Source organism: Rhizohabitans arisaemae, assembly GCF_025996515.1.
GTDB classification, from domain to species: domain Bacteria; phylum Actinomycetota; class Actinomycetes; order Streptosporangiales; family Streptosporangiaceae; genus Rhizohabitans; species Rhizohabitans arisaemae.
The window spans coordinates 554,068-575,915 of record NZ_BLRH01000029.1 but is presented as its reverse complement, the minus strand read 5'-3'; the positions used below and the strand labels follow the sequence as shown (position 1 = coordinate 575,915).

17 protein-coding genes are annotated in these 21,848 nt (G+C 71.4%); 10 read left to right on the top strand and 7 right to left on the bottom strand.

Features of this window, described 5'->3' with window-relative positions; translation table 11 throughout:
* Positions 1–21 precede the first annotated feature (21 nt).
* From RUR_RS14150 to RUR_RS14140, 3 genes are all read left to right on the top strand, one after another.
* Entirely contained in the window at positions 22–732 is a 711-nt protein-coding gene (locus RUR_RS14150) for an RDD family protein (protein WP_283135472.1), read from the top strand.
* Positions 733–812: 80 nt separating this feature from the next.
* Positions 813–2,279, top strand: coding sequence for a M1 family metallopeptidase (locus RUR_RS14145; protein WP_283135471.1), 1,467 nt, complete (start codon positions 813–815; stop codon positions 2,277–2,279).
* A gap of 61 nt (positions 2,280–2,340) precedes the next feature.
* Positions 2,341–3,735, top strand: a complete 1,395-nt coding sequence (locus RUR_RS14140; RefSeq protein ID WP_283135470.1) for a M1 family metallopeptidase — start codon at positions 2,341–2,343, stop codon at positions 3,733–3,735.
* Between the two features lie 16 nt (positions 3,736–3,751).
* Here RUR_RS14140 and ilvA read toward each other — a convergent pair whose 3' ends face one another.
* From ilvA to RUR_RS14115, 5 genes are read right to left on the bottom strand one after another with little or no spacing between them, the layout of a single operon-like run.
* A complete protein-coding gene (ilvA, locus tag RUR_RS14135) occupies positions 3,752–4,966 on the bottom strand; it encodes a threonine ammonia-lyase (RefSeq protein ID WP_283135469.1) in 1,215 nt (404 codons plus the stop codon).
* Positions 4,967–5,024: 58 nt separating this feature from the next.
* Positions 5,025–5,789 (bottom strand): hypothetical protein, encoded by a 765-nt coding sequence (locus tag RUR_RS14130; RefSeq protein WP_283135468.1) that lies wholly within the window; start codon positions 5,787–5,789, stop codon positions 5,025–5,027.
* Positions 5,790–5,813: 24 nt separating this feature from the next.
* Entirely contained in the window at positions 5,814–7,271 is a 1,458-nt protein-coding gene (locus RUR_RS14125) for a hypothetical protein (protein ID WP_283135467.1), read from the bottom strand.
* Positions 7,272–7,318: 47 nt separating this feature from the next.
* Entirely contained in the window at positions 7,319–8,263 is a 945-nt protein-coding gene (locus RUR_RS14120; protein WP_283135466.1) for an ROK family protein, read from the bottom strand.
* On the bottom strand, positions 8,260–9,423 hold the full coding sequence (locus tag RUR_RS14115) for an FIST signal transduction protein (protein WP_283135465.1): 1,164 nt from the start codon (positions 9,421–9,423) through the stop codon (positions 8,260–8,262). Before RUR_RS14115 ends, RUR_RS14120 begins: the two co-directional genes overlap by 4 nt.
* Before the next feature lie 214 nt (positions 9,424–9,637).
* Between RUR_RS14115 and RUR_RS14110 the strand changes: the two genes are divergently transcribed.
* The 3 genes from RUR_RS14110 to RUR_RS14100 are packed head-to-tail and all read left to right on the top strand — an operon-like array spanning position 9,638 to position 13,507.
* Positions 9,638–11,035 (top strand): sigma 54-interacting transcriptional regulator, encoded by a 1,398-nt coding sequence (locus tag RUR_RS14110; protein WP_283135464.1) that lies wholly within the window; start codon positions 9,638–9,640, stop codon positions 11,033–11,035.
* An 18-nt stretch (positions 11,036–11,053) separates the two neighbouring features.
* Positions 11,054–13,033: a vWA domain-containing protein gene (locus RUR_RS14105; RefSeq protein ID WP_283135463.1), complete on the top strand. Its 1,980-nt coding sequence runs from the start codon at positions 11,054–11,056 to the stop codon at positions 13,031–13,033.
* Between the two features lie 54 nt (positions 13,034–13,087).
* Entirely contained in the window at positions 13,088–13,507 is a 420-nt protein-coding gene (locus tag RUR_RS14100) for a DUF2269 family protein (RefSeq protein WP_283135462.1), read from the top strand.
* Between the two features lie 37 nt (positions 13,508–13,544).
* Here the strand turns inward: RUR_RS14100 and RUR_RS14095 are convergent, their stop codons facing one another.
* Complete coding sequence (locus RUR_RS14095) at positions 13,545–14,687, bottom strand: cystathionine gamma-synthase (protein WP_283135461.1); 1,143 nt, start codon at positions 14,685–14,687, stop codon at positions 13,545–13,547.
* Between the two features lie 152 nt (positions 14,688–14,839).
* On the opposite strand from RUR_RS14095, the gene RUR_RS14090 reads away from it, so the two are divergent.
* Together RUR_RS14090 and RUR_RS14085 are read left to right on the top strand one after the other, a co-directional pair.
* Positions 14,840–16,324, top strand: a complete 1,485-nt coding sequence (locus tag RUR_RS14090; RefSeq protein WP_283135460.1) for an MMPL family transporter — start codon at positions 14,840–14,842, stop codon at positions 16,322–16,324.
* 257 nt (positions 16,325–16,581) lie between these two features.
* Entirely contained in the window at positions 16,582–17,724 is a 1,143-nt protein-coding gene (locus RUR_RS14085) for a sensor histidine kinase (RefSeq protein ID WP_283135459.1), read from the top strand.
* 1 nt (position 17,725) lies between these two features.
* Here RUR_RS14085 and RUR_RS14080 read toward each other — a convergent pair whose 3' ends face one another.
* The gene (locus tag RUR_RS14080) at positions 17,726–19,105 is read right to left on the bottom strand and encodes a cystathionine beta-synthase (protein WP_283135458.1); all 1,380 of its coding nucleotides are present in this window, start codon (positions 19,103–19,105) and stop codon (positions 17,726–17,728) included.
* A gap of 135 nt (positions 19,106–19,240) precedes the next feature.
* On the opposite strand from RUR_RS14080, the gene RUR_RS14075 reads away from it, so the two are divergent.
* Positions 19,241–20,272: an SGNH/GDSL hydrolase family protein gene (locus RUR_RS14075; protein ID WP_283135457.1), complete on the top strand. Its 1,032-nt coding sequence runs from the start codon at positions 19,241–19,243 to the stop codon at positions 20,270–20,272.
* A 99-nt stretch (positions 20,273–20,371) separates the two neighbouring features.
* Positions 20,372–21,724: an outer membrane protein assembly factor BamB family protein gene (locus RUR_RS14070; protein ID WP_283135456.1), complete on the top strand. Its 1,353-nt coding sequence runs from the start codon at positions 20,372–20,374 to the stop codon at positions 21,722–21,724.
* The last annotated feature ends 124 nt before the right edge of the window (positions 21,725–21,848 follow it).

The following is a 21,848-nucleotide window of genomic DNA, read 5'->3' as shown; positions in this document are numbered from 1 at the left end:
TCACCGGTTGAGCATTGCCCCATGCAACCACCGCACGAGCCGCCCGGCCCCGGGCAGCCGCCAGACGAGCCGGAGCCGACCGCGCCGATCCCGCCGGCCGAACCGGCCCCGCGGGAGCCGTACGGGCAACCGCCGTCCGGGCCGGCACCCCGTGAAGAGCAGCCCCCGTACGGACGGCCGTCCCACGAAACACCGCCGCCGCACGAGGGGTACCCACCGCCGCCCCTCTACTCGGCGCCGCCCTACGGCGGAACGCCGTACGGCCACCGCGGGGTGCCCGAGGGGGTCAGGCTGGCGGGCCGCTGGCGACGTCTGTTCGCCGGAATCCTCGACGGCGTGATCGTGAACGTCATCGCCTCGCCCTTCACGCTCAGGACGGGGGCGGGCAACGCCTTCGACATGAAGACCGGGAGCTGGCATTTCGAGCGGGTCAGCACCGGATCCTGGCTGGCGGCGATGGCCATCGTCTTCCTGTACTACTGGCTTTTCCACGCGTACTGGAACGGCCAGACGCCGGGCAAGCGCGTGTTCGGCATGCGGGTCGTCCGGGAGGTCGACGGCGGCAAGATCAGCAGCGGTCAGGCCGCCGGGAGGATCGCCTTCTCGATCCTGCTGAGCCTGGTGTGCTGCATCTCGATCATCGACGTCGCCTGGATCCTCTTCGATCCGCGCAAGCAGGCCCTGCACGACAAAGTCGCGCGGACCCTGGTGGCGGATACCCAAGTGCGGTGAGCGATGTGTCGACTACGCTGTGCCGGTCGCCCGACCACGAGGTGGGAGGCGTCAACACCGTGAAAGGGGGCCTCTCACCCATGACCGCTCACCGGTCTCGCACGACCCGGTCCGGCCGTCTCCCGGCTCTGTTCACCGGTGTGCTCGTGGGGGTGTCCGCCGTCGGCTGCTCTCCCTCCCCCGCCGACACCGTGCCCACGCCTCCCGCGTCGGCCCGGCTCGCCGACGTCGGCACCGCGGGCGCGGAGGGGATCGGCGACACCGACTTCCCCAAGGACGGCAACGGCGGTTACGACGTCAAGCACTACTCGCTCCGGCTCGACTACGACCCGGAGCGCGTCCACCTCACGGGCGAGGCGACGATCCGGGCGCTCGCCCTGCAGAACCTGTCCCGCTTCAACCTCGACCTGTCCGGCTTCGACGTGCGCAAGGTGACCGTCGACAACGTGGAGGCCTCCTTCGACCGTGCGGGCACCGAGCTGATCGTCACCCCGAAATCCCTGCTCAAGAACTCGGCGGAGTTCACCGTCAAGGTGGATTACAAGGGGCGGCCCCAGCCCGTTCGCAACTCCTCAAATCTCGGGACTTACGGGTTCATTCCCACCAAGGACGGGGCGTTCGTCACCTGCCAGCCGAACGGAGCGAAGACCTGGTTCCCGGGCAACGACCACCCGTCCGACAAGGCGACCTTCGACTTCACGATCTCCGTGCCGCGAGGCCTGACCGCACTGGCCAACGGCGAGATGGAGGGGGCACCCCGCACCGAGGGGAACAAGACCGTCTTCACCTGGCGGGAGAGGCACCCCATGGCCACCTACCTCGCCACGATGACCCTGGGCAAGTTCGAGACCCTCACCGGGAAGACCAAGTCCGGCATCCCCAACATCGCCGCCGTCGACCCCGCCTACCGGGACGACCTCCAACGGCTCCACCGGGTCAACGGCCAGATCACCGACTACTGGACGACGGTCTTCGGCCCCTACCCGTTCTCCTCGACCGGCGCCGTGGTCGACGACTTCGACGCGGGATACGCGCTGGAGAACCAGACCAAGCCGATGTACGGGGGCTTCAGCCCCGACGAGGGCATCGTCGCCCACGAGCTGGCGCACCAGTGGTTCGGCAACAGCGTCAGCATCGCCCGGTGGAAGGACCTCTGGCTGAACGAGGGATTCGCCACCTACTCCGAGTGGCTGTGGAGCGAGCACCGCGGGAAGGGCACGGCGCAGGAGCTCTTCGACTCCGCCTACAAGGCCCAGGACGAGAAGTCCCCGATCTGGTCCTACCCACCCGGCAAGGCCAGGGCGAAGGACCTCTTCAACACCTCGGTGTACGTGCGCGGCGCGATGACGCTGCACGCCCTGCGCAAGAAGGTCGGGGACAGGACCTTCTTCGACCTCCTCAAGACCTGGGCGCACGACCACCGGTACGGTTCGGTCTCCACGGAGCAGTTCATCGAACTGGCCGAGCGGATGTCCTCGCTCCAGCTCGACGACCTCTTCGGCGAGTGGCTCTACGGAACCAGGAAACCCAAGCCGCTCACCCGGTGACGGCGGCGGTGCCGGTGATAACTTCGACGATCAAGTGCACGTCGAAAACGGAGCCATGGCAATGCGACGAACCCGACCACTACTGATCACGGCTCTCATCGGTTCCCTCCTGCTCGCCCCGGCCGCCGCGGACGCCTCCGCGGGGCCGCCCGACGCCGTCCCCGGGGCCTCCGGGGTCGGCGACCCCTACCTCCCGCTCGCCGGAAACGGCGGGTACGACGTCGTCCACTACGATCTCGACCTCGACTACACCCCGGCCACCCGGCAGCTGAAGGCCACCGCCCGCATCCTCGCCAAGGCGACCGAGAACCTCTCCCGCTTCAACCTCGACTACCAGGGACCGCCGATCACCTCGGTCTCGGTGAACGGCCGGCGCGCGCCGTACGTCCACGAGGGCGGGGAACTGGTGATCAGTCCGCGCTCCGCCCTGCGCAAGCGGGTGCCGTTCCTGGTGGAGGTGTCCTACGCGGGGAGCCCGCAGGCCATCGACGACCCAGCGCTGGGCGTGTACGGCTGGGTGCCGACCGACGACGGCGCGGCCGTCCTCTCCGAGCCGGACGGGGCCCGCTCCTGGTATCCGGTGAACGACCATCCCACCGACAAGGCCTCGTACAGCATCAGGCTCACCGTCCCCGACGGGGTCACCGCGCTGGCGAGCGGTGAACCGCTCGGCCGGGCCGTCTCGCGGGGCGGCCGCACCACCTCCACGTGGGTCTCCCGCGAGCCGACGGCGAGCTATCTGGTGACCGTCGCGATCGGGGAGTTCACCGTCGAGCGGAGCCGTACCAAGTCCCTGCTCAACATCACCGCGATCGATCCCAAGGTGAGCGCGACCGACGGGGGGTTGCACCAGACCACGGCCACCGTGACGGATTGGGCGGCCGGGCTCTTCGGCCGGTACCCGTTCTCCTCCATCGGCGGGATCGTCGACAAGGTGGGGGTCGGCTACGCCCTGGAGACCCAGACCCGCCCGATCTACGACGGCCGGCTGCCGTCCACGTCGCTGATCGTCCACGAGATGGCGCACCAGTGGTACGGCAACAGCGTCTCACCCGCCACCTGGCGGGAGATCTGGCTGAACGAAGGATTCGCCACCTACGCCGAGTGGCTCTGGTCCGAGCAGCACGGCGGTGACAGCGCCCAGGCCCGCTTCGATCGGATCCACGCCAGGCCGGACACCGATCCGCTCTGGCGGCGGCCGCCCGGCGACCCGGGCCGCGACGACCTGTTCACCGGTGCGGTCTACAGCCGGGGAGCCATGACGCTGCACGCGCTCCGGCAGACCATCGGGGACGAGCGCTTCTTCACGCTGCTCAAGAGGTGGGCGGCCGAGTTCAGACACCGCACCGCGAGTACCGCCGACCTGCTCGCCTTGGCCGAGAAGGTCTCGGGGAAGGAGCTCGACGCCCTGTTCACCGCCTGGCTGTACACCTCCGGCAAACCCGCCCGCCCCTGATTCCCGTGTTTCCCACTCATCCGAAGATCAGCGTGTAGCCGCTCCGGCGGAGGGCGTTGAGCATCTCGTCGCTGTGGGTGGGGCCCTTGGTCTCCACCTGGAGGAGGACCTCGACCTCGTCCAGGTGGAGCCGGGCCGCCATCCGCTCGTGCACCACGTCCAAGACGTTCGCCCCGAGTGCGGCGAGCTCCCTGAGCAGCGTGGCGAGCGCGCCAGGACGGTCCGAGAGCCGGATCCGGAAGGCGAGGTACCGCCCGGCCGCGGCCAGGCCGTGCCGCAGCACCTTGGCCAGCAGCAGCGGGTCGATGTTCCCGCCGGACAGCACGGCGACCACCGGCGGCTCGAAGGCGTGCGGGTGGTCGAGCAACGCCGCCACCCCGGCCACCCCGGCCGGTTCCACCAGCAGCTTGGATCGCTCAAGGCAGAGCAGCAGGGCCCGGGAGAGGGACTCCTCGGAGACCGTGATCACGCTGTCCACCAGATAGTTGATCAGCTCGAACGGCAGGCTGCCCGGCTTGCCGACCGCGATCCCGTCGGCCATCGTGGACGACGGCTCCACCAGCACCGGGTGCCCCGAGGCGAGGGACGCGGGGTAGGCCGCCGCCCGTTCCGCCTGCACCCCGACGATCCGGACCCCGGGTCGCAGGGTCTTGGCGGCGAGCGCCACCCCGGCCGCCAGGCCACCGCCGCCGATCGCCACCACGATCGTGCCGACCTCCGGCAGCTGCTCCACGATCTCCAGCCCGATCGTGCCCTGGCCGGCCACGATGTCGGGGTGGTCGAAGGGGTGGATGAAGACCGCGCCGGTCTGCTCCGCCCAGTCCTGCGCGGCGGCGAGCGCGTCGTCCACCGTCTCCCCGGTGGAGATCACATCGGCACCGTAGGAGCGGGTCGCGGCCACCTTGGGCAGCGGCGCCCCCTGGGGCATGAACACGGTGGCCTTGGTGCCGAGCAGCCCGGCCGCCAGGGCCACCCCCTGGGCGTGGTTGCCCGCCGAGGCCGCCACGACGCCCCGCTCCCGTTCCCGCTCCGTCAGCCCGGCGATCCGCACATAGGCTCCCCGGATCTTGAACGAGCCCGCCCGCTGGATGTTCTCGCACTTCAGGTGGACCGGCCCGCCGACCGACTCCGACAGGACGCGGGAGTGGAGCACCGGGGTCGGCAGGATCACCGACGACAGCAACTTACGGGCGTTGACGACATCGTCGTACGTCACAGGATGCGGGGCCATGCCCGTATCCTCCCACCCGGCCGCCTCCCGATCCCCCTGCCGCATGGCCGGCACGGCGTCAGCGACGGCATCTGCGGGCGCTCTCCCCACCGCTCATCTGATACCTCGGCACCCAGTTCCGGTAGGCGATCCGATACCAGTTGTTCGTCTTGCAGAGCACGTCCAGCAGGACGTGGTCGGCCGCCACGCCGACCTGCCGGCCGCGACCCGGGCTCGACCAGACGGTGATCGCCCGCCCCGAGCCGCCGTTGACCCGGGCCGGGTTGATCCGGCTGCCGAGCCACAGGAAGGTGACCCGGACCCAGCTGTTCCTGCGCATCCCCAGCCCGTCCCAGAACGTGCCGTCGCCGAGGTCGATCCCGGCCGGGTTCCGGACCCGCCGGCCGCGCTCGTCCCGCCCGTCGTTGTGGCGGGAGAAGTAGGCGGCCTGCGCCTGCGGGACGCCCCGGCCCAGGTCCCGCCACGAACGTCTGTCGTAGTTCCAGTAGTCGTCCCGGGTGTTCCAAGGCCCCACGTCCATGACCGGAACGTACGCGCAGAGCTCCCCGTTGCAGACCCGTACCGCCCGGTCCCGGTTTCCGGGAACCGAGAGCCCCCGGCGGGACGGGAGCGCGACGAAGTGGTCCCGGTACCGGATGCGGTAGCCGTTTGCCGTCCGCTGGCCGACGAGCCCCACCCGGGTGGCGAAGATCCGGAAGGTCGGCGCCGAGGCGTACGAATACGAACCGTGGTACGGCCCGGGGTCTCCGTCCTGCGGGACCACGGGGGTGGCGGACATCAGCGCCCCGAGGGCGACGGCCGCACCGGCCAGCAGAGTGCTCACCGTGACCACTCTGTCACAGAAAGTCTATCGATCAATGATGTAGGCGTAGGTGTCGCGTTTTCCGGGAAGCTTGGCCAGCCGCCACCGCGGGATCTCCGAAGGAACCCTGTCCACCGCTCTGACCAGCAGCACCACCCGCTCACCCGCCGCCCGGGCCGCGCGGATCCGGGGCTCGTTCACCGTGGGGTTGGTGGGGGTCCAGGCGGATCGGCAGCCGGTGAGGTAGGCGAGCTCGATCGCCCCCGGGCCGAAGAGCGCGCACCGCGGTGCCACCCCCAGCTCGTCGCGGAGGAAGTCCGCCGAGGTCCGCTGGACCAGGGTGTTGTTCACATGCCGGGTGAGGGTCCGGTCGAAGCTGAGGCTCTGCGCGTAGGAGTGGACGGCGAGCACGAGCGCGATGGGGACGACCGCGTACCTGTGCCGCCGGATCCCCGCGATCAGGACTCCGGCCACCGGGAGCATCAGCAGCGCGTAGGCGGGCTGGAGGAAGCGGGAGTTGGCGTAGGTGAAGAGCAGCAGGTAGGGCAGGGTGAAGGCGGCCGTCGAGGCGAAGATCAGCAGGTACGGCCCCCGGGTCCGCGCCACGGCGAGACCGGCCGCCGCCACGGGGAGGAGCAGCAGCCACCAGCCGACCTCGAACCAGTGGATGTCCGCGCAGTTCTTGATCGGGCGGCACAGCAGGTAGGAGCCGTCCACGGCCTCCAGGTGCCGGAGCAGGCTGAATCCCATCCCGGGCTCGTTGACCTCGGCTCCGGCCCTGAGCCGGGCGACGGGCCCGCCGAACCGCCAGAACGCCTCCACCGTCCAGGCGCCCCAGCCGATCCCCAGACCCGCCGCCACCGCGGCGGGCGGTGTCCAGGCGGGCCGCGACCACACCGGCGTCCGGGCCGGTCGGCCGCCGAACACGCTCGGCAGCAGGGGCGCGAGCAGCAGCGGGATCGCCACAGCCGCGCTGTCGGTGGGGCGGAGCAGCGACGCCAGGGCGAACGCGAGGGCCGCGCCCGCCCAGGGCCGGACACCCGCCTCACCCCCGGCCATCCGGCAGAAGTAGCCGACGCCCGCGGTGAGCGCGAAGGCGAGCCAGACGTTGGGGTAGGCCATGGCGCCGAACAGGACGGTCGTCCACAGCGTGCAGAACAGGAAGGCCGCGACGGGCGCGAGATACCGCGGGCCGATCCGCAACCACGGCCGGAAGGCGAGGTAGAGCCCGGCCACGGCGAGGACGGTGAGGTAGGCGCGGATGACCGGAACGGCGTCGGTGAAGAAGCCGACGGGGGCCAGGAGCAGCGGCATCCCCCAGGCCCTGGGGGCCGACATGTCCGCCGGCTCCGCCCCGGTCACGACCTGGCTGGCGTAGACGACCTCGTCCCAGGTGAGGGTGACGGCGTGGAAGGCGTGGAGGGCGACGAGCGCGCCGTAGCCGAGTGCCACAACGATCAACAGGGTGTGGGGTGTGGGAGCTCTCAGCCCGGCAAGCTTCACGAAGCCGCACTATAGGGGAGAGTTAAGGGACTTAGCCGACTAATACGCTAGCCGGCACTCCAGTACCGCTCCCCCGCGAGTACCAAGGCGGCCGCACCGACCATCCCCGCGTCCTGACCGAGCGCGGCGGGCACCACCCGTACCTCCCTGGCGAAGTCCATCCGGGCGTGCGCCCGGAACGCCTCCTCCAGCGGATCGAACAGGAGCGGCCCGGCCTGGGAGAGCCCCCCGCCGAGGCAGACCACGTCCAGGTCGCACAGGTGGGTGGCCGAGGCGATGGCGATGCCGAGGGCCCGGCCTGCCCTGCGCATCGCGGCACAGGCCACCGGGTGCCCCCGGGCCGCGTCCGCCGCCAGGTTCACCGCGGTCGGCTCGCCCGATCCCTGCCAGCCCTGCGCCACGGCCCACTCGGCGAGCGCAGGGCCACGGGCGATCGCCTCCAGACAGCCCCGCCCGCCGCACTTGCACATGGGGCCCTCGGGGTCCACCACGACGTGACCGATGTGACCGGCGTTCCCGCTCGCCCCGTCCACCAGGTGGCCGCCGAGGATCAGGCCGCCGCCCACCCCGGTGGAGACCACCATGCCGAGCACGTTGTCCCAGCCCCGGCCGGCGCCACGCCAGTGCTCCCCCACCGCCACGCAGATCGCGTCGTTGTGCAGCCGTACCGGAACTCCGGGAAACCGTTTGACCAGCCGATCCCGGAGCGGGAACCCGCGCCAGGCGGGGATGTTGAGCGGCGACACCTCACCGCTCGGCCAGCTCATCGGGCCGCCGCAGCCGACGCCCACCCCGACCAGCTCGCCGGACAAGATCCCGGCCGAGTGCAGCACCCGGTCCACCATGGTCACGAGCGTCCGCCAGATCGTCTCCGCCTCGACGTCGTCGCCGTGCGGGGTGGGGATCCGGACGGAGGTGGTCAGCCGGCCGCCGGAGTCGACCACGGCGAGGGCGAGCTTGGTACCGCCGATGTCGATCGCAAGAACGCTCACCGGCCTCTGCCAAAGGTGAGCACCGACGCGCTGAAGCCGTGCACGTGGTTGTGCCCGGCCACCGGGCCGATCTCACCCGCCGCGAAGAACCCGGCCACCCCGATGGGGCCGAGCACGCCGCGCACCGCCAGGACGTCGTGGTCGGATCCGTCGAACATCGCCGCCCCCCGCCCGTTGCAGCAGAAGAGCAGGGCCCCCTCGACCGGGCCGAGCCCGGCCACATGCGCGGCGAGGAGGTCGTTGAAGTCGTCGTTGGCGCTCGTCGCGTCCCGGACCTGGAAGCGCACGGTCTGCCCGATCTCGACCACGTCGCCGATCGCCACGGCCTCCCGGTCGGGGTCGATGCCGAGCACGCCGCGGATGAGGAAATCCCCGCGTTCGTGGCGTTCGGCGTACTCGTCCATGGCCACACCGATCTGCAGCCCGGAGGCGACGAGTTCGCGGTCGGCCTCCCCCAGCCCGCTCACGATCTCCTCCAGGCGGGCGAGTGCGGGCTGACCGGCCAGTTCGAGCAGCATGTTCTCCTCGACCCCGGTGACCACCATGCTCGGGCCGATGGGGCGGCATCCCTGGCTGACCATCGTGGCGACGTCGACGTCCCCGCCGATCAGCACGCCGACCGCGCCCTCGGCGTACACCTTGTCGCCCGCGAACAGGCGGACCGAGCCCCGGCCGAGCAGCCCGTTGGCGAGCCCGCCGACGAGCGGCAGGTCGCCGAGCACCTCCTCCGAGCGCTCGACGAAGGCGTCGGCGGGAAAGCTGTACGGATCGGCGAGGATCACGGCGACCCGGTCGTCGGGCTGCCGTTCGGGGAGGCCGACGACGACGAACCGATCCGCGGCGCGGAGGGTCTCCAGGCTGAACACCGAGGCCCGGCCGCCGGGGATGGTGGCCGCCCACGCGCTCACCGCCGGTGTCAGCTCGATCCCCTTCCCGCCGCCGATCACGCCGGTCGCGCTGCATCCGATCACCACGGCGCCGCCGGCGGAGGCCATGGCACGCTCACCCGCGCGCGCGATCATGTCGGGATCGTCTCCGCAGATGAAGAAGCAGACCAGATCCGGCGGACCGGACAGCCCGGCGATGGCCTGGTGGACCGCCGACTGAGCGGCGTCAACCAGATCCAGTCCGACGGCGATGCCGTCTGCGAAGCGCGCCATATCCCGGATTGTCCCCTCTCAAGGGACGGCTATCCCCATAATGCAAGTCAGTCTTCCCCTCGGATCCAGACTAGTCGGGTACAGCTGCGCGCAGTCCCGGATCCCCGGCCCGGCAAGGCTTGCCGTACACCGATTAAGTGGAACGAATCAGATCACAAGCGGGCTGCCGGAACCGGCCCGGTGCCCGTAGTCTCGACCCGTGCATGATTCGCCTGTGTCACAGCCGAGACCCGCCACCCTGCGCGAGTTGCGGGAGAGCGGCCACGTCCACCGCGGAGTCAAAGCCGAGATCAGGGAGAACCTGCTCCAGCGGCTGCGGAAAGGCGAGCCGGCGTTCCCCGGCATCGTCGGCTTCTCCGGCACGGTCCTACCGCACCTGGAACGCGCGCTGCTCGCGGGGCACGACCTGGTGCTGCTCGGCGAGCGCGGCCAGGGCAAGACCCGCCTCATCCGGACGGTCGCCGGGCTGCTGGACGAATGGACCCCCACGGTCAAGGGCTGCGAGATCAACGATCACCCGTACGCCCCGGCCTGCCTGGGCTGCCGCCGCGCCGTCGCCGAGCAGGGAGATGACCTGCCCGTCTCCTGGCTGAGCCGCGGGCAGCGGTACGGCGAGAAGCTCGCGACCCCGGACACGAGCGTGGGCGACCTGATCGGCGACGTCGACCCCATCAAGATCGCTGAAGGGCGCTCCCTCGGCGATCCGGAGACCGTGCACTTCGGGCTGATTCCGCGGACCAACCGCGGGATCTTCTCGGTGAACGAACTCCCCGACCTCGCCGAGCGCATCCAGGTCGCGCTGCTCAACGTGCTGGAGGAGCGCGACATCCAGATCCGGGGATACGCGATCCGCATGCCGCTGGACCTGCTGCTGATCGCCAGCGCCAACCCGGAGGACTACACCAACCGCGGGCGCATCATCACCCCGCTCAAGGACCGGTTCGGCGCCGAGATCCGCACGCACTACCCGCCCAGCCTGGAGCTGGAGCTGGAGCTGATCCGGCAGGAGGCCCGCCTGGCCGAGGTGGGCGCCGACCTCCCCGACCATCTGTTCGAGGTCATCGCGAGATTCACCCGGCTCGTCCGCGAGTCCCCGGCGGCCGACGCCCGCTCCGGGGTGTCCGCCCGGTTCGCCATCGCGGCCGCCGAGACGGTCGCCGCGGCGGCCGTACGGCGTGCCGCCCGTACCGGCGAGGAGCAGGCCGTGGCCCGGATCTGCGACCTGCCCGGGGTGGTGCACACGCTGCGCGGCAAGGTCGAGTTCGAGGTGAGCGAGGAGGGCCGGGAGACCGAGGTCCTCTCCCACCTGCTCCGGCGGGCCACCGCGGAGACCTTCCGGGAGACCCTGGGGGGCGCCGATCTCACCGCGCTCCTGGACCGGTTCTCCGCGGGGGTGAGCGTGGAGTCCGGGGACGGCGTGTCCGCACCCGAGCTGCTCCACCGGATCGGCCAGGTGCCCGGGCTCTCCAAGATCATGGAGAGGCTCGGCATGGACGGGAACGAGTCCCCCGGCCACGCCGCCGCCGCGCTGGAGTTCACCCTGGAGGGGCTGTACCTGATGCGCAGGCTCTCCAAGGACGAGGTCGACGGTGGAGCCGTCTATCGCACCTGATCGACGGGAGAGACGGACATGAGCGGATACCGCTACGGGGAGTACCACGACGGCCCGGACCCGCTGGCTCCGCCGTACGACATCAGAGCCGCGCTCGACGAGATGAGCGACGCGATGCTCACCGGCTCCGGCCCCCTGGAGGCGCTGCGGGACCTGCTGCGCCGCGGCCTGCCCGCCACCGGCGGCGCGCCCCGGCAGCGGGGCCTCGACGACCTGCTGAAGTCGGTACGGCGCCGCAGACGCGAACTGCGTGAGCAGGGCCGGCTCGGCGGCACCCTGGAGCGGGTGAGGGAGCTTCTGGACCGCGCGGTCGGGCAGGAGCGCGCCGCGATCGAGGAGTCGCACTCCCGCACCGGCCCCGGCCCCGGCCTCACCCTGCGCCGGACCGAGCTCGACACCCTGCCCGAGGACACCGCCGCGGCGGTGATCCGGCTCTCCGGCTACGACTGGCTGTCCCCCGCCGCGCGGCGGACCTTCGACGAGCTGCGCGACCTGCTCCGCGGCGAAGTGTTGGAGACGCAGTTCCGCGGGATGCGGGACGCGCTGGCCTACCCCGACCCGGCGGTGCTGCGCCGGGTCCGGCGGATGACCGTCGACCTCAACGAGATGCTCCGCCGGGACGAGCGGGGGGAGCACACCCAGACCGACTTCGACGCCTTCATGCGCGAGCACGGCGACCTGTTCAAGGACCGGCCCGAGACGCTGGAGGAGCTCGTCAACTCCCTCGCCAGGCGGGCCGCCGCGTCCGAGCGCATGCTCGCCGGGATGACGCCGGAGCAGCGGACCGAACTGGAGCGGCTGATCGATCAGACGCTCGCCCAGGCGGGGCTCACCGAGCAGATGCGCCTGCTCGGTCAGGCGCTGCGGGCCCGCCGTCCCGACCTGGCCTGGACGGCCGGCGACCGGGTCTCCGGTGACCAGGCGCTCGGCATTGCCGACGCGACCACCGTGCTGGAGGAGCTGGCCGACCTGGCCGAGCTGGAGAACGCCCTGCTCCAGGACTATCCGGGCGCCCGCCTGGACGATGTGGACGAGACGGCCGTCCGGCGGGCCTTCGGACGCCAGGCCGTCGACGACCTGGCCGCGCTGAAGCGGATCGAGCGGGAGCTGGAGCGGCAGGGCTATCTCCGGCGGCAGCGGGGCAAGCTGGAGCTGACGCCCAAGGCCGTACGGCGGATCGGGCAGACCGCGCTCCGGCGGGTCTTCACCGCCATGGCCGCCGGGCGGCCCGGGGAGCACGACCAGCCGGACGCGGGCGCCGCGGGCGAGCTCACCGGGGCGACCCGGCCGTGGCGGTTCGCCGACGAGCAGCCGATCGACGTCGTCCGTACCGTCCTCAACGCGGCGCAGCGGCCGGGGCCGATCACCCTGCGGGTGGACGACTTCGAGGTGGCCGAGACCGAACAGCGCTCGGCCGCCGCCGTCTGCCTCCTGGTCGACCTGTCGTACTCGATGGCGATCCGCGGCACCTGGGCCGTGGCCAAGCAGACGGCGCTGGCGCTCGCGGCGCTGGTGGCGCAGAAGTTCCCGCAGGACGCGCTGCAGATCATCGGGTTCTCCAACTACGCGCGGGTACTCCAGCCGGGCGAGCTGGCCTCCCTTGACTGGGACATGGTCCAGGGCACCAACCTGCACCACGCCCTGCTGATCGCGGGACGGCACCTGGACCGCCATCCCGCCTTCGAGCCGGTGGTGCTGGTCGTGACCGACGGTGAGCCCACCGCGCGCCTGCACCGCGACGGGCGCCCGATCTTCGACTACCCGCCCGCGCCCGAGACGCTGGAGCTCACCCTGGCCGAGGTGGACAAGATGACCCGGCGGCGGGCGACGATCAACGTCTTCATGCTCGCCGAGGACGAGCGGCTGCGCGATTTCGTGGACGAGGTGGCACGGCGGAACGGGGGGCGGGTCTTCGCACCATCGGCCGACCGGCTCGGCGAGTACGTGGTGAACGACTTCCTCCGGTCACGCCGGGCGACCCGCCGACACGCGGGCTGACCCCGGCGACGGGGCTGCCCGCCGACCGGGACGGCGAACCGCTAAGGTCATTCCATGTCGTTCCTCGACAATCTCTTCCTCTGGCTGCACATCGCGTTCGCGATCTTCGCCCTCGGGCCGGTCGCCGCGGTCACCATGGCCACGCCGCGTTACATCCGCGCCCGCGACGTCAACGTGTTGCGCTACCTCAACCGGACGACGCGGATCTTCGGTGTCCTCTCGCTCGGCGTCTTCCTCTTCGGGCTGCTGCTCGGCCGGAGCGAGCTCGGCAAGCCGTACCTCTCGGCCTCGATGACGCTGTTCATCGTGGCCGCGATCATCTGGCTGCTCATCCTCCGAGACCAGAAGGCGGCGATCGCCGCGCTCTCCGGCGGCAAGGGCGACGCACAGGTGCAGGTCGGCCGGATCGCCGCGCTCTCGGGCGTGTTCAGCCTGCTCCTACTGATCATTTTGGTGCTGATGATCTGGTTCTGACGGATGCCGCCCCGGCGCCGGGGCGGCATCCCCTCGATCAGCCCAGCGCCTGCCGGAGATCCTCAAGCAGGTCGTCCGCCGACTCGATGCCCACCGAGAGCCGGACCAGATCGGCCGGGACCTCCAGCGCGGAACCCGCCACCGAGGCGTGGGTCATCCGGCCCGGGTGCTCGATCAAGGACTCGACCCCGCCGAGCGACTCGGCGAGGGTGAAGAGCCGGGTTCGATCGCAGACCCGCAGCGCGGCCTGCTCCCCGCCCTCGACGCGGAACGACACCATTCCCCCGTAGCGTCGCATCTGCTTGCTCGCCGCCTCGTGGCCCGGATGGCCGGGCAGCCCCGGGTAGAACACCTCCACAACCCGCGGATGCCGTACCAGCAGCTCGGCCACCCGCTCGGCGTTGTCGCAGTGCCGGTCCATCCGGACGGCGAGGGTCTTCAGGCCGCGGAGCGTCAGCCAGGCGTCGAACGGCCCCGCCACGGCGCCCATCGCGTTCTGGTGGAAGGCGATCCGCTCCCCCAGCTCGGCGTCGGCCACGACCAGCGCGCCCCCGACCACGTCGGAGTGCCCGCCCGCGTACTTGGTCGTCGAGTGGACGACCACGTCCGCGCCGAGGGCGAGCGGCTGCTGCAGGTAGGGGGTGGCGAAGGTGTTGTCGACGATCAGGAGCGCCCCCGCGTCGTGGGCGACCCCCGCCAGGGCGCCGATGTCGGCCACCGAAAGGAGCGGATTGGTCGGGGTCTCCACCCAGACGGCCTTGGTCGTCCCCGGCCGGATCGCGGCACGGACCGCCTCGACCGAGGTGAGCGGGGCCGCGTCCCAGTCCAGGCCCCACCGCCCGTACACCTTGGCGAAGAGCCGGTACGTCCCGCCGTAGGCGTCGTTCGGGATCACCACGTGGTCGCCCGGCCCGCAGACCGTCCGGAGCAACGTGTCCTCCGCGGCCATCCCCGAGGCGAAGGCGAAGGCGCGCGTCCCGTCCTCCAGCGCGGCGAGGCACTCCTCCAGCGCCGTCCGGGTAGGGTTGGCGGTGCGGCTGTACTCATATCCTGATCGCCGACCGCCGACGCCGTCCTGCTTGTAGGTGGACGTCGCGTAGATCGGCGGCACGACGGCGCCGGTACGCGCGTCCGCCTCCTGGCCCGCGTGAATGGCAAGCGTTTCGAACCCATCGGTCATAGCTTCGAGGCTACCCGTGGATCGACCCGCCGAACCGACGTGGTCCCCGTGCGATCTACGACTCCGGAAGGAGGAGACCCGTCTTTTGAAGTAGCCGCGATATGCCCATATGGCCGATGTTTTCCCGCAGCTCACCACCTAGCGTGCGGAGAGTGGAGATCATAGTCGTCGCGGTGGCCGCCGCAGCTCTCCTCATCCTGCGCGGCCCGCTCGCCGCTCTGCTACCCGTCGCCCTCGCGGCTCCGGCCTGGTACGTGTCCGTCGCCCTGGTCCACCTCGACCAGAACATGCGCACCGTGCTCGCCGCGGTCCTGCTCAGCCTGGCGTGCGGCCACGTCCTCACCCTCCTGTCCCGCTTCCGGGAGCGGCTGCGAATCGGCGACGACCGGGCCCGGGCGGCCGGCGAGGCGATCAGGCGGGCCCGGACGTCCCTGGTCGGCACGGAGATCGTGCTGGTCGTCGGCTCCGGTGCGCTCGCCCTCGCCAACACCCCGGCGCTCGCCGCCTTGGGCGTCGCCCTGGCGGTGGGCGTCGCCCTGCTCAGCCTGGTGTGCCTGACCGTGCTCCCCCTCGCCCTCCACCACCTCGGCACCGCCGTCTTCTGGCCGGCCAAGCCCTGGCGCCGCGGCGGACGCAGGCCGGCCGCCACCCGGCTGAGCAACCAGGTCGCCGCCCGGCCCGTGACGGTGGCGCTGGCCTCCGCGGTCCTCCTGGCCGGGCTCGGCGCGCCGGCGTTGGTCACCCACGCCGACTACGACGCCGGATCCACCACCCTGCACGCCTCGCTCCGCGGAGCGGACGGGGCCGTGCCGACCGGTGCGGAGCTGACGGGGTTCGCGGCCCGGCTCCGCCTGATCGACGGTGTCGGGGAGATCGTGCCGAGCGGCGACCGGATCGAGCTCCGGCTCGCCCCGCGCCCGGGCACCGACGTCCTCGATCTGATCAACGGCCCGATCCGGGTCGAGGCGGCCCGGGCGGCCCCCGACGGCACGGAGGCCGTGGTGGACGGGACCGCGGTACGGCTGGCGGAGCTGCGTACGGCGACGGGAGACGATCTCACCACGCTGCTGCCGCTCGTCGCGCTGCTCGTGCTGCTCACCCTCGGGTTCATCCTGCGCGGCATGGTCGTGGCGCTCCTCACCGGGGCGGCGGTCCTGCTTGGGGCGGGGGCGTCACTCGGGGTGACCTCGTTGATCGGGGGCCTGACCCTGCCCTGGCCGCTCCCCGCGGTGGTTCTCATCCTCTCCGCCGCGGTCGGCGTGGGCTGGACCGTCCTGATGGTGACGCGGGTGCGGGAAGGGGTCGGGGCGGGGCTGGAGCAGCGCACGGCCTCCGCGCTCGCCGTACGGTACACCGCCGGGCCGGTGGTCGCCGGCCTGCTGCTCACCACGGTCGCGGCGGTCTCGCTCGCGGCCGGCGTGCCGGCGTTCGAGGGCTACGGCCTCGCGGTCGCGGCCGGGGTGTTCCTGCCGACCGCCGTGGTCACCACCCTGCTCGTTCCGGCACTCGTCGCCCTCTCCGGCCGATCGGTCCGCGCCCGCCTGGCCGGGGGTACCAGGCCGTGGAGGGACACCGGCCCCGCCGCCTCCGGCGCCTCGGGCGTGCTGCGCCGGCCGCGGCTGTCGTCGGCCGGCTGACGGCCCAGCCGCGAAATGATCTCGGGCTCGGCAAGGGCACAGGCGAAGACCACCACGACTCCGGCCACCAGCAGTGCGATTCCCAGAATGTTCATCGTTCCCCCAAAAGCGATCAGAGGTGATCCATGTGGTTCACATATCTCCAGAATCGCCGCCGGGGGCGGCTCGGCGCCTCGACAGAACGTCCACTCCGCCGGGCCGACCTCGGCCGAAAGGTCGATCCAGGTAATCGGCCGGTCGGCTTAGTCTGATTAATCGTGGCGGAATGGCAAAAATTCACTCTTTGGGTCAGACGGCTGGCGAACATCGCCTTGATCGGCTGGCTCTGCCTGCTGACGTTCGTCGACCTCGCCGTCGCCGTCAGCACGAGTGAGAACCAGCTGAACGGCCTGCTCGGCAGTGTGGTCGGGGTCGTCGCGGTCCTCTACCGGCGTAGGTACCCCGTCGCGGCGACCTGGGTCGCCGTCGCCGTGTCGATCCTGGTCTCCGCCTTCCTGGTCAACCGCGGCTACCCCTGCCTCGGCGAGACCGGCGCCCTGTTGATCATGACGATCACGGTGGCCCGCGTCGTCTACCCGCTGCGCAACGCCGTCATCATGATCATCGCCACCGCCGCCGCGCTGCTCGCCGCCGTCGGGGTCCGCGTTGCCGACAATTACGACATCGTCCTCGGTTTCGTCGTCTTCGTCGCCTGGGTCGTCGCCGCGGCGATCGGCGCCTACCAGCGCTATCACGAGGAGCGACGGCTCGACTCGGTGGAGGCGGTGCGCCGGGCCGAACGCCTGGAACTCGCCCGGGAGCTCCACGACCTGGTCGCTCACCACATCACCGGGATCGTGGTCCAGGCGCAGGCCGCCAGGGTCGTCGCCGAGCAGCGGCCGGAGGCGACGCTTCCCGCGCTGGACGCGATCGCCGGGGCCGGGGGTGAGGCGCTGACCGCCATGCGGCGGCTGGTCGGGGTCCTGCGCTCCGAGGACGAGGCGGCGCGCCGGCCGGGCACCAGCCTCGCCGACCTGCGGATCCTGGTCGAGCGGTTCGCCGCCACCGGACCCCTGGTCGCCTTCGACGTGGGACCCGGCATCTCGGAGGCGGATCTCGCCCCCGAGGTGCTGACCACACTCCATCGGGTGCTGCAGGAGTCCTTGACCAACGTCCGGCGGCACGCGCACACCGCCACCTGGGTCGAGGCCGATCTCCGCCTCGTCGACCACGGGCTACGGCTGCGTGTGTGCAACTACGGCTCGGCGGTGCCGCACAAGGTCTCCCGGCTCGGCGGCGGCTTCGGCCTGGTGGGCATGGCCGAGCGGGTCGAAGCGCTCGGCGGCGTCCTCAGCGCGGGCCCGAACGGCACCGGGGTCTGGGAAGTCTGCGCCTTCTTCCCGCTACGACCCGTCGGCTAGCTCAGGCGCGGGACGGCGCCGCCAGGAAGGCGATGAGGTCCTGCCGGGTGATCACGCCCGCCGGCTTCCCGTCGAAGAGGACGACGGCGGCGTCGGCCTTCTCCAGCGCCTCCACCGCCCGGCTCACCGGCTCACCGGAACCGATCATGGGCAGCGGTGCGGACATATGTCCCTCAAGCGGCTCGTCCGGCGACACCTTGCCCCGGTAGAGCAGCTCAAGCAGGTCGCGCTCGACGATGGATCCGATCACCTCGGCCGCCATGACCGGCGGCTCCTCCTTCATCACCGGGAGCTGGGAGACGTTGTACTCGCGCATGATGGCGACCGCCTGGCTCACGCTCTCGTACGGGTGGGCGTGCACGAACTCCGGCAGGGTCGCGCCCTTGCGGGCCAGCACGTCGCCCACGTGCCCCTCCTCCGAGGAGGCGGTGAGGAAGCCGTAGTCGGACATCCACTCGTCGTTGAAGATCTTCGAAAGGTAGCCGCGCCCGCCGTCGGGCAGCAGCACCACGACCACGTCCTCGGGGCCGGCCGTGGCCGCGACCTCCAGCGCCGCCACCACCGCCATCCCGCAGGAGCCGCCGACGAGCAGGGCCTCCTCCCGCGCGAGCCTGCGGGTCATGCCGAAGGAGTCCTTGTCGGCGACGGCGACGATCCGGTCGCAGACCGTGGTGTCGTAGGTGGCGGGCCAGATGTCCTCGCCAACCCCCTCCACCAGGTACGGCCGGCCGGTGCCCCCGGAGTAGACCGAGCCCACCGGGTCGGCGCCGATGATCTGGACCCGGCCCCCGCTGACCTCCTTGAGGTAGCGGCCGGTGCCGCTGATCGTGCCCCCGGTGCCGATGCCCGCGACGAAGTGGGTGATCCGTCCCTCGGTCTGCTCCCAGATCTCCGGGCCGGTCGAGTGGTAGTGCGAGGCGGGGTTCTCCGGGTTGGAGTACTGGTCGGGCTTCCAGGCTCCGTCGATCTCCCGGGCGAGCCGGTCGGAGACGCTGTAGTAGGAGTCGGGGTGGTCGGGCGAGACCGCCGTCGGGCAGACCACCACATCGGCGCCGTAGGCCCGCAACACCGAGACCTTGTCCGCCGCCACCTTGTCGGGCACGACGAAGACGCAGTGGTAGCCGCGTTCCTGCGCCACGATGGCGAGCCCGACCCCGGTGTTTCCGGAGGTCGGCTCCACGATCGTCCCACCGGGCCGGAGTTCGCCGGAGCGCTCCGCCGCATCGATCATGCGCAGGGCGATGCGGTCCTTCACCGAGCCACCTGGGTTGAAATACTCCACTTTGGCGAGCACCTGCGGGGAGAGCCCCGCGGTTACTCTGCGGAGCCGGACCAGCGGGGTGTCGCCCATCAGCTCGATCAACGAGTCATATACGCGCACTGAAACAACCGCCTTATTTTTGCTAGAGCTTTGTCAGCCTTAGCCCCTAACCGAGCCCTTATGGATGGGTAGAACTCGGTTACTTCCATCACTCAACGTATCCCTATCGGAGACGCTACGGGGGCGAGTCGCGAGGTGACAGGGACAGGACCATTCAGGCGGATCGCCACCGCGGCGGCCTACGGCGGGGGCGGACTCACCCTGCTCGGTCTGGCCACCTACGGTCTCCTTCTCGCCGAGGCGGTCCTGGCCCGCAAGACGGTCGGCAGCCCCCACGGTCTCGACGGACCCTATGCGGATGGAGTCTACGGCACCGTCTACAGCACCCCCGGGAACGCCGAGCCGATCCGGCTGGCGATGCTCGGGGACTCCCTCGCGGTGGGACTCGGCATGATCGACGCGTCCAACACCCCGGCGGTGCGGATCGCGCACGGCCTCGCCGCGGTGGCGGAACGCCCGGTCCACCTGACGAACGTCGCCAAATCCGGGTCGGTCTCCGCCGACCTCGCGGAGCAGGTCGACCTGGCGTTGCGGGCCCGGCCGGAGATCGCCGTCATCTTCATCGGGGCGAACGACGTGACGACCCAGCAGAAAACGCCTCTGGCGGTGTCCGGGCTCCGTCAGGCCGTACGGCGCCTGCGCGACGGCGGCGTCGAGGTCGTGGTGGGCACCTGTCCCGATCTCAGCACGGTCGAGCCGATCGCCCAGCCGCTCCGCTGGCTCACCCGGCGGTGGAGCAGGGCGCTCGCCGCCGCGCAGACCATGGCGGTGGTGGAGGCCGGCGGCCGTACGGTCGCCTTCGCCGACCTGCTGGGCCCAGAATTCCGGACGTACCCCCGCGAAATGTTCGGACCCGATCGATTCCACCCATCTGCCCGAGGCTACCTACAGGCCGCTTACGTGGTGCTACCGTCTGTATGCGCCGCACTCGGGCTATGGCCGGAGTCTGACACCCAGCCGGACCCGGAACGCGGCGAAGGTGTACTTCCGCTGTACCTCGCGGCGAGCGAGGCCGCGAAGGAACCCGGCTCGGAGGTGGCCGCCACCCGCCTCGGCGGCCGAGCGATCGGCCCGCGAGGCAGGTGGGCCATGCTGTTGCGCCGCGGGCGAGGCGCCGAGGGTCCGGTCGACCAGGACGACCCGGAGGTCATGCCGCGCGGGGCGTGACGCACGCCCGGATCCGACCACCCTTCGCGCCCGAATCGCCACGGAGAGCAGCGAACCGCGACCGGCCAGGCCGGGCGCTCCCCCCGGACCCTCATAAGGATGTGGCGAATCATCGTGATCCGGCCTCGTGCAACCGTCCTCGCCCTCACCGCGCTCGCCGTCACCGGCTGCTCGGCGGGCGCTGTGACGACCAAACCCGTTCCCACCTGGCAGAACAGCGAAGTCAACCTGGTCAGCAAGACGTACGGCGCAGGCGGGGTCACCGCGGCCACCTCGATGCGCCCCGACGGCGCCCTGGAGACGGTGGCGCTGGAGACCGCCACCGGAAAGCGGCTGTGGACCGCCCCCGCGGGCATGGCCGGCCGGCTCCCCGGGATGGGTGTGCAGGCGCCCGCCGTCCTTGAGAGCAAGGGCCAGACGATCGTCTCCGCCGTGGAGCCGATCAAACAGGGCAAATGGCGGGCGATGCTGATCACGCGCGAGGCGAGGACCGGACGCCGGCTGTGGAGCCGCCCGGTGCACTCCACCTTCGGCCCGCAGCGCTGCGGCGCCCTGCTGTGCCTCTCCGAGCACACCGCCCTGTCCGCGGCCCGGTTCGTCGCCCTCGACCCGCTGACCGGAAAGGCCCTGTGGCGGCTCCCCGGAATCGCCGAGGTCCAGTGGGCGGACCCCACCCGGGTCGTGGTGTTCCGCCTCGCCAAGCACCCGGTCCTGGCGGCGCACCGGCTCACCGACGGCAAGACGATCTGGCGGCTGCCGGTGGAGCAGGCCGTCGGGGCGGGGGTCAACCTCGCCGGAGGCTGGGCCTTCGGCGCGGTGGGGGACGACCTCATCGGCTACATCGCCCCGTACACCAACCCCCGGACCAGGAGGGTCTCCACCTTCGGCCTCTTCTCCGCCCGGCTCGCCGACGGCGGGATCAACTGGATGCGGCCCGCGGTGGTCCGGGTCTACCCGAGCGGGAGCCCGGCCGTCGCCCCGATCGTGCGCCCCGTCGACCGGCAGGGACAGTACGGCGGATTCGCCCGGCTCGACGCCCGGTCCGGCCGGGTCCTCGGCCAGATCACCGCCCAGCAGGTCCCCGCCGAGACCGGCTGGTGGCTCGCGTTCCCGCACAACCTGGACCGGCTCGGGTTCCTCCGGCACGGCGCGGCCGGGAACACCTACGACCTCGCCTCCGGCCAGGCGGCCCCGGTCAAGGATCAGCGGGGCTGGTCGTTCTGCGTGACCGACCCCAAGCCGCTCCAGATCGTCGGGGCGAGCCCCGGCTTCTATCCGCCCGCGGCCCTGTGCGAGTACGACCTCGCCACCGGCAAGCGCACCGCCGGCGGGGGCGCGCCGCCCGCGTGGTTCACCGGCAGCGACGGCGAGTGGCGGCTCTGGCGGGACGAGAAGGGCGGCCTCCATGCGATCAAGGACGCCTCCGCCCCCTCCCCCGGCATGTACGGGTGACCCGGCGCCGGCCCGTACCGGAGGTTCCGACGGTCAAGGGGCGGGGTCGGACCGGGCGCAAGCCGGCCTGACGTCGCCATCGGGTACGGGCGAGGCCGGCGAAAGCCCGTACCCGGCTCACCGC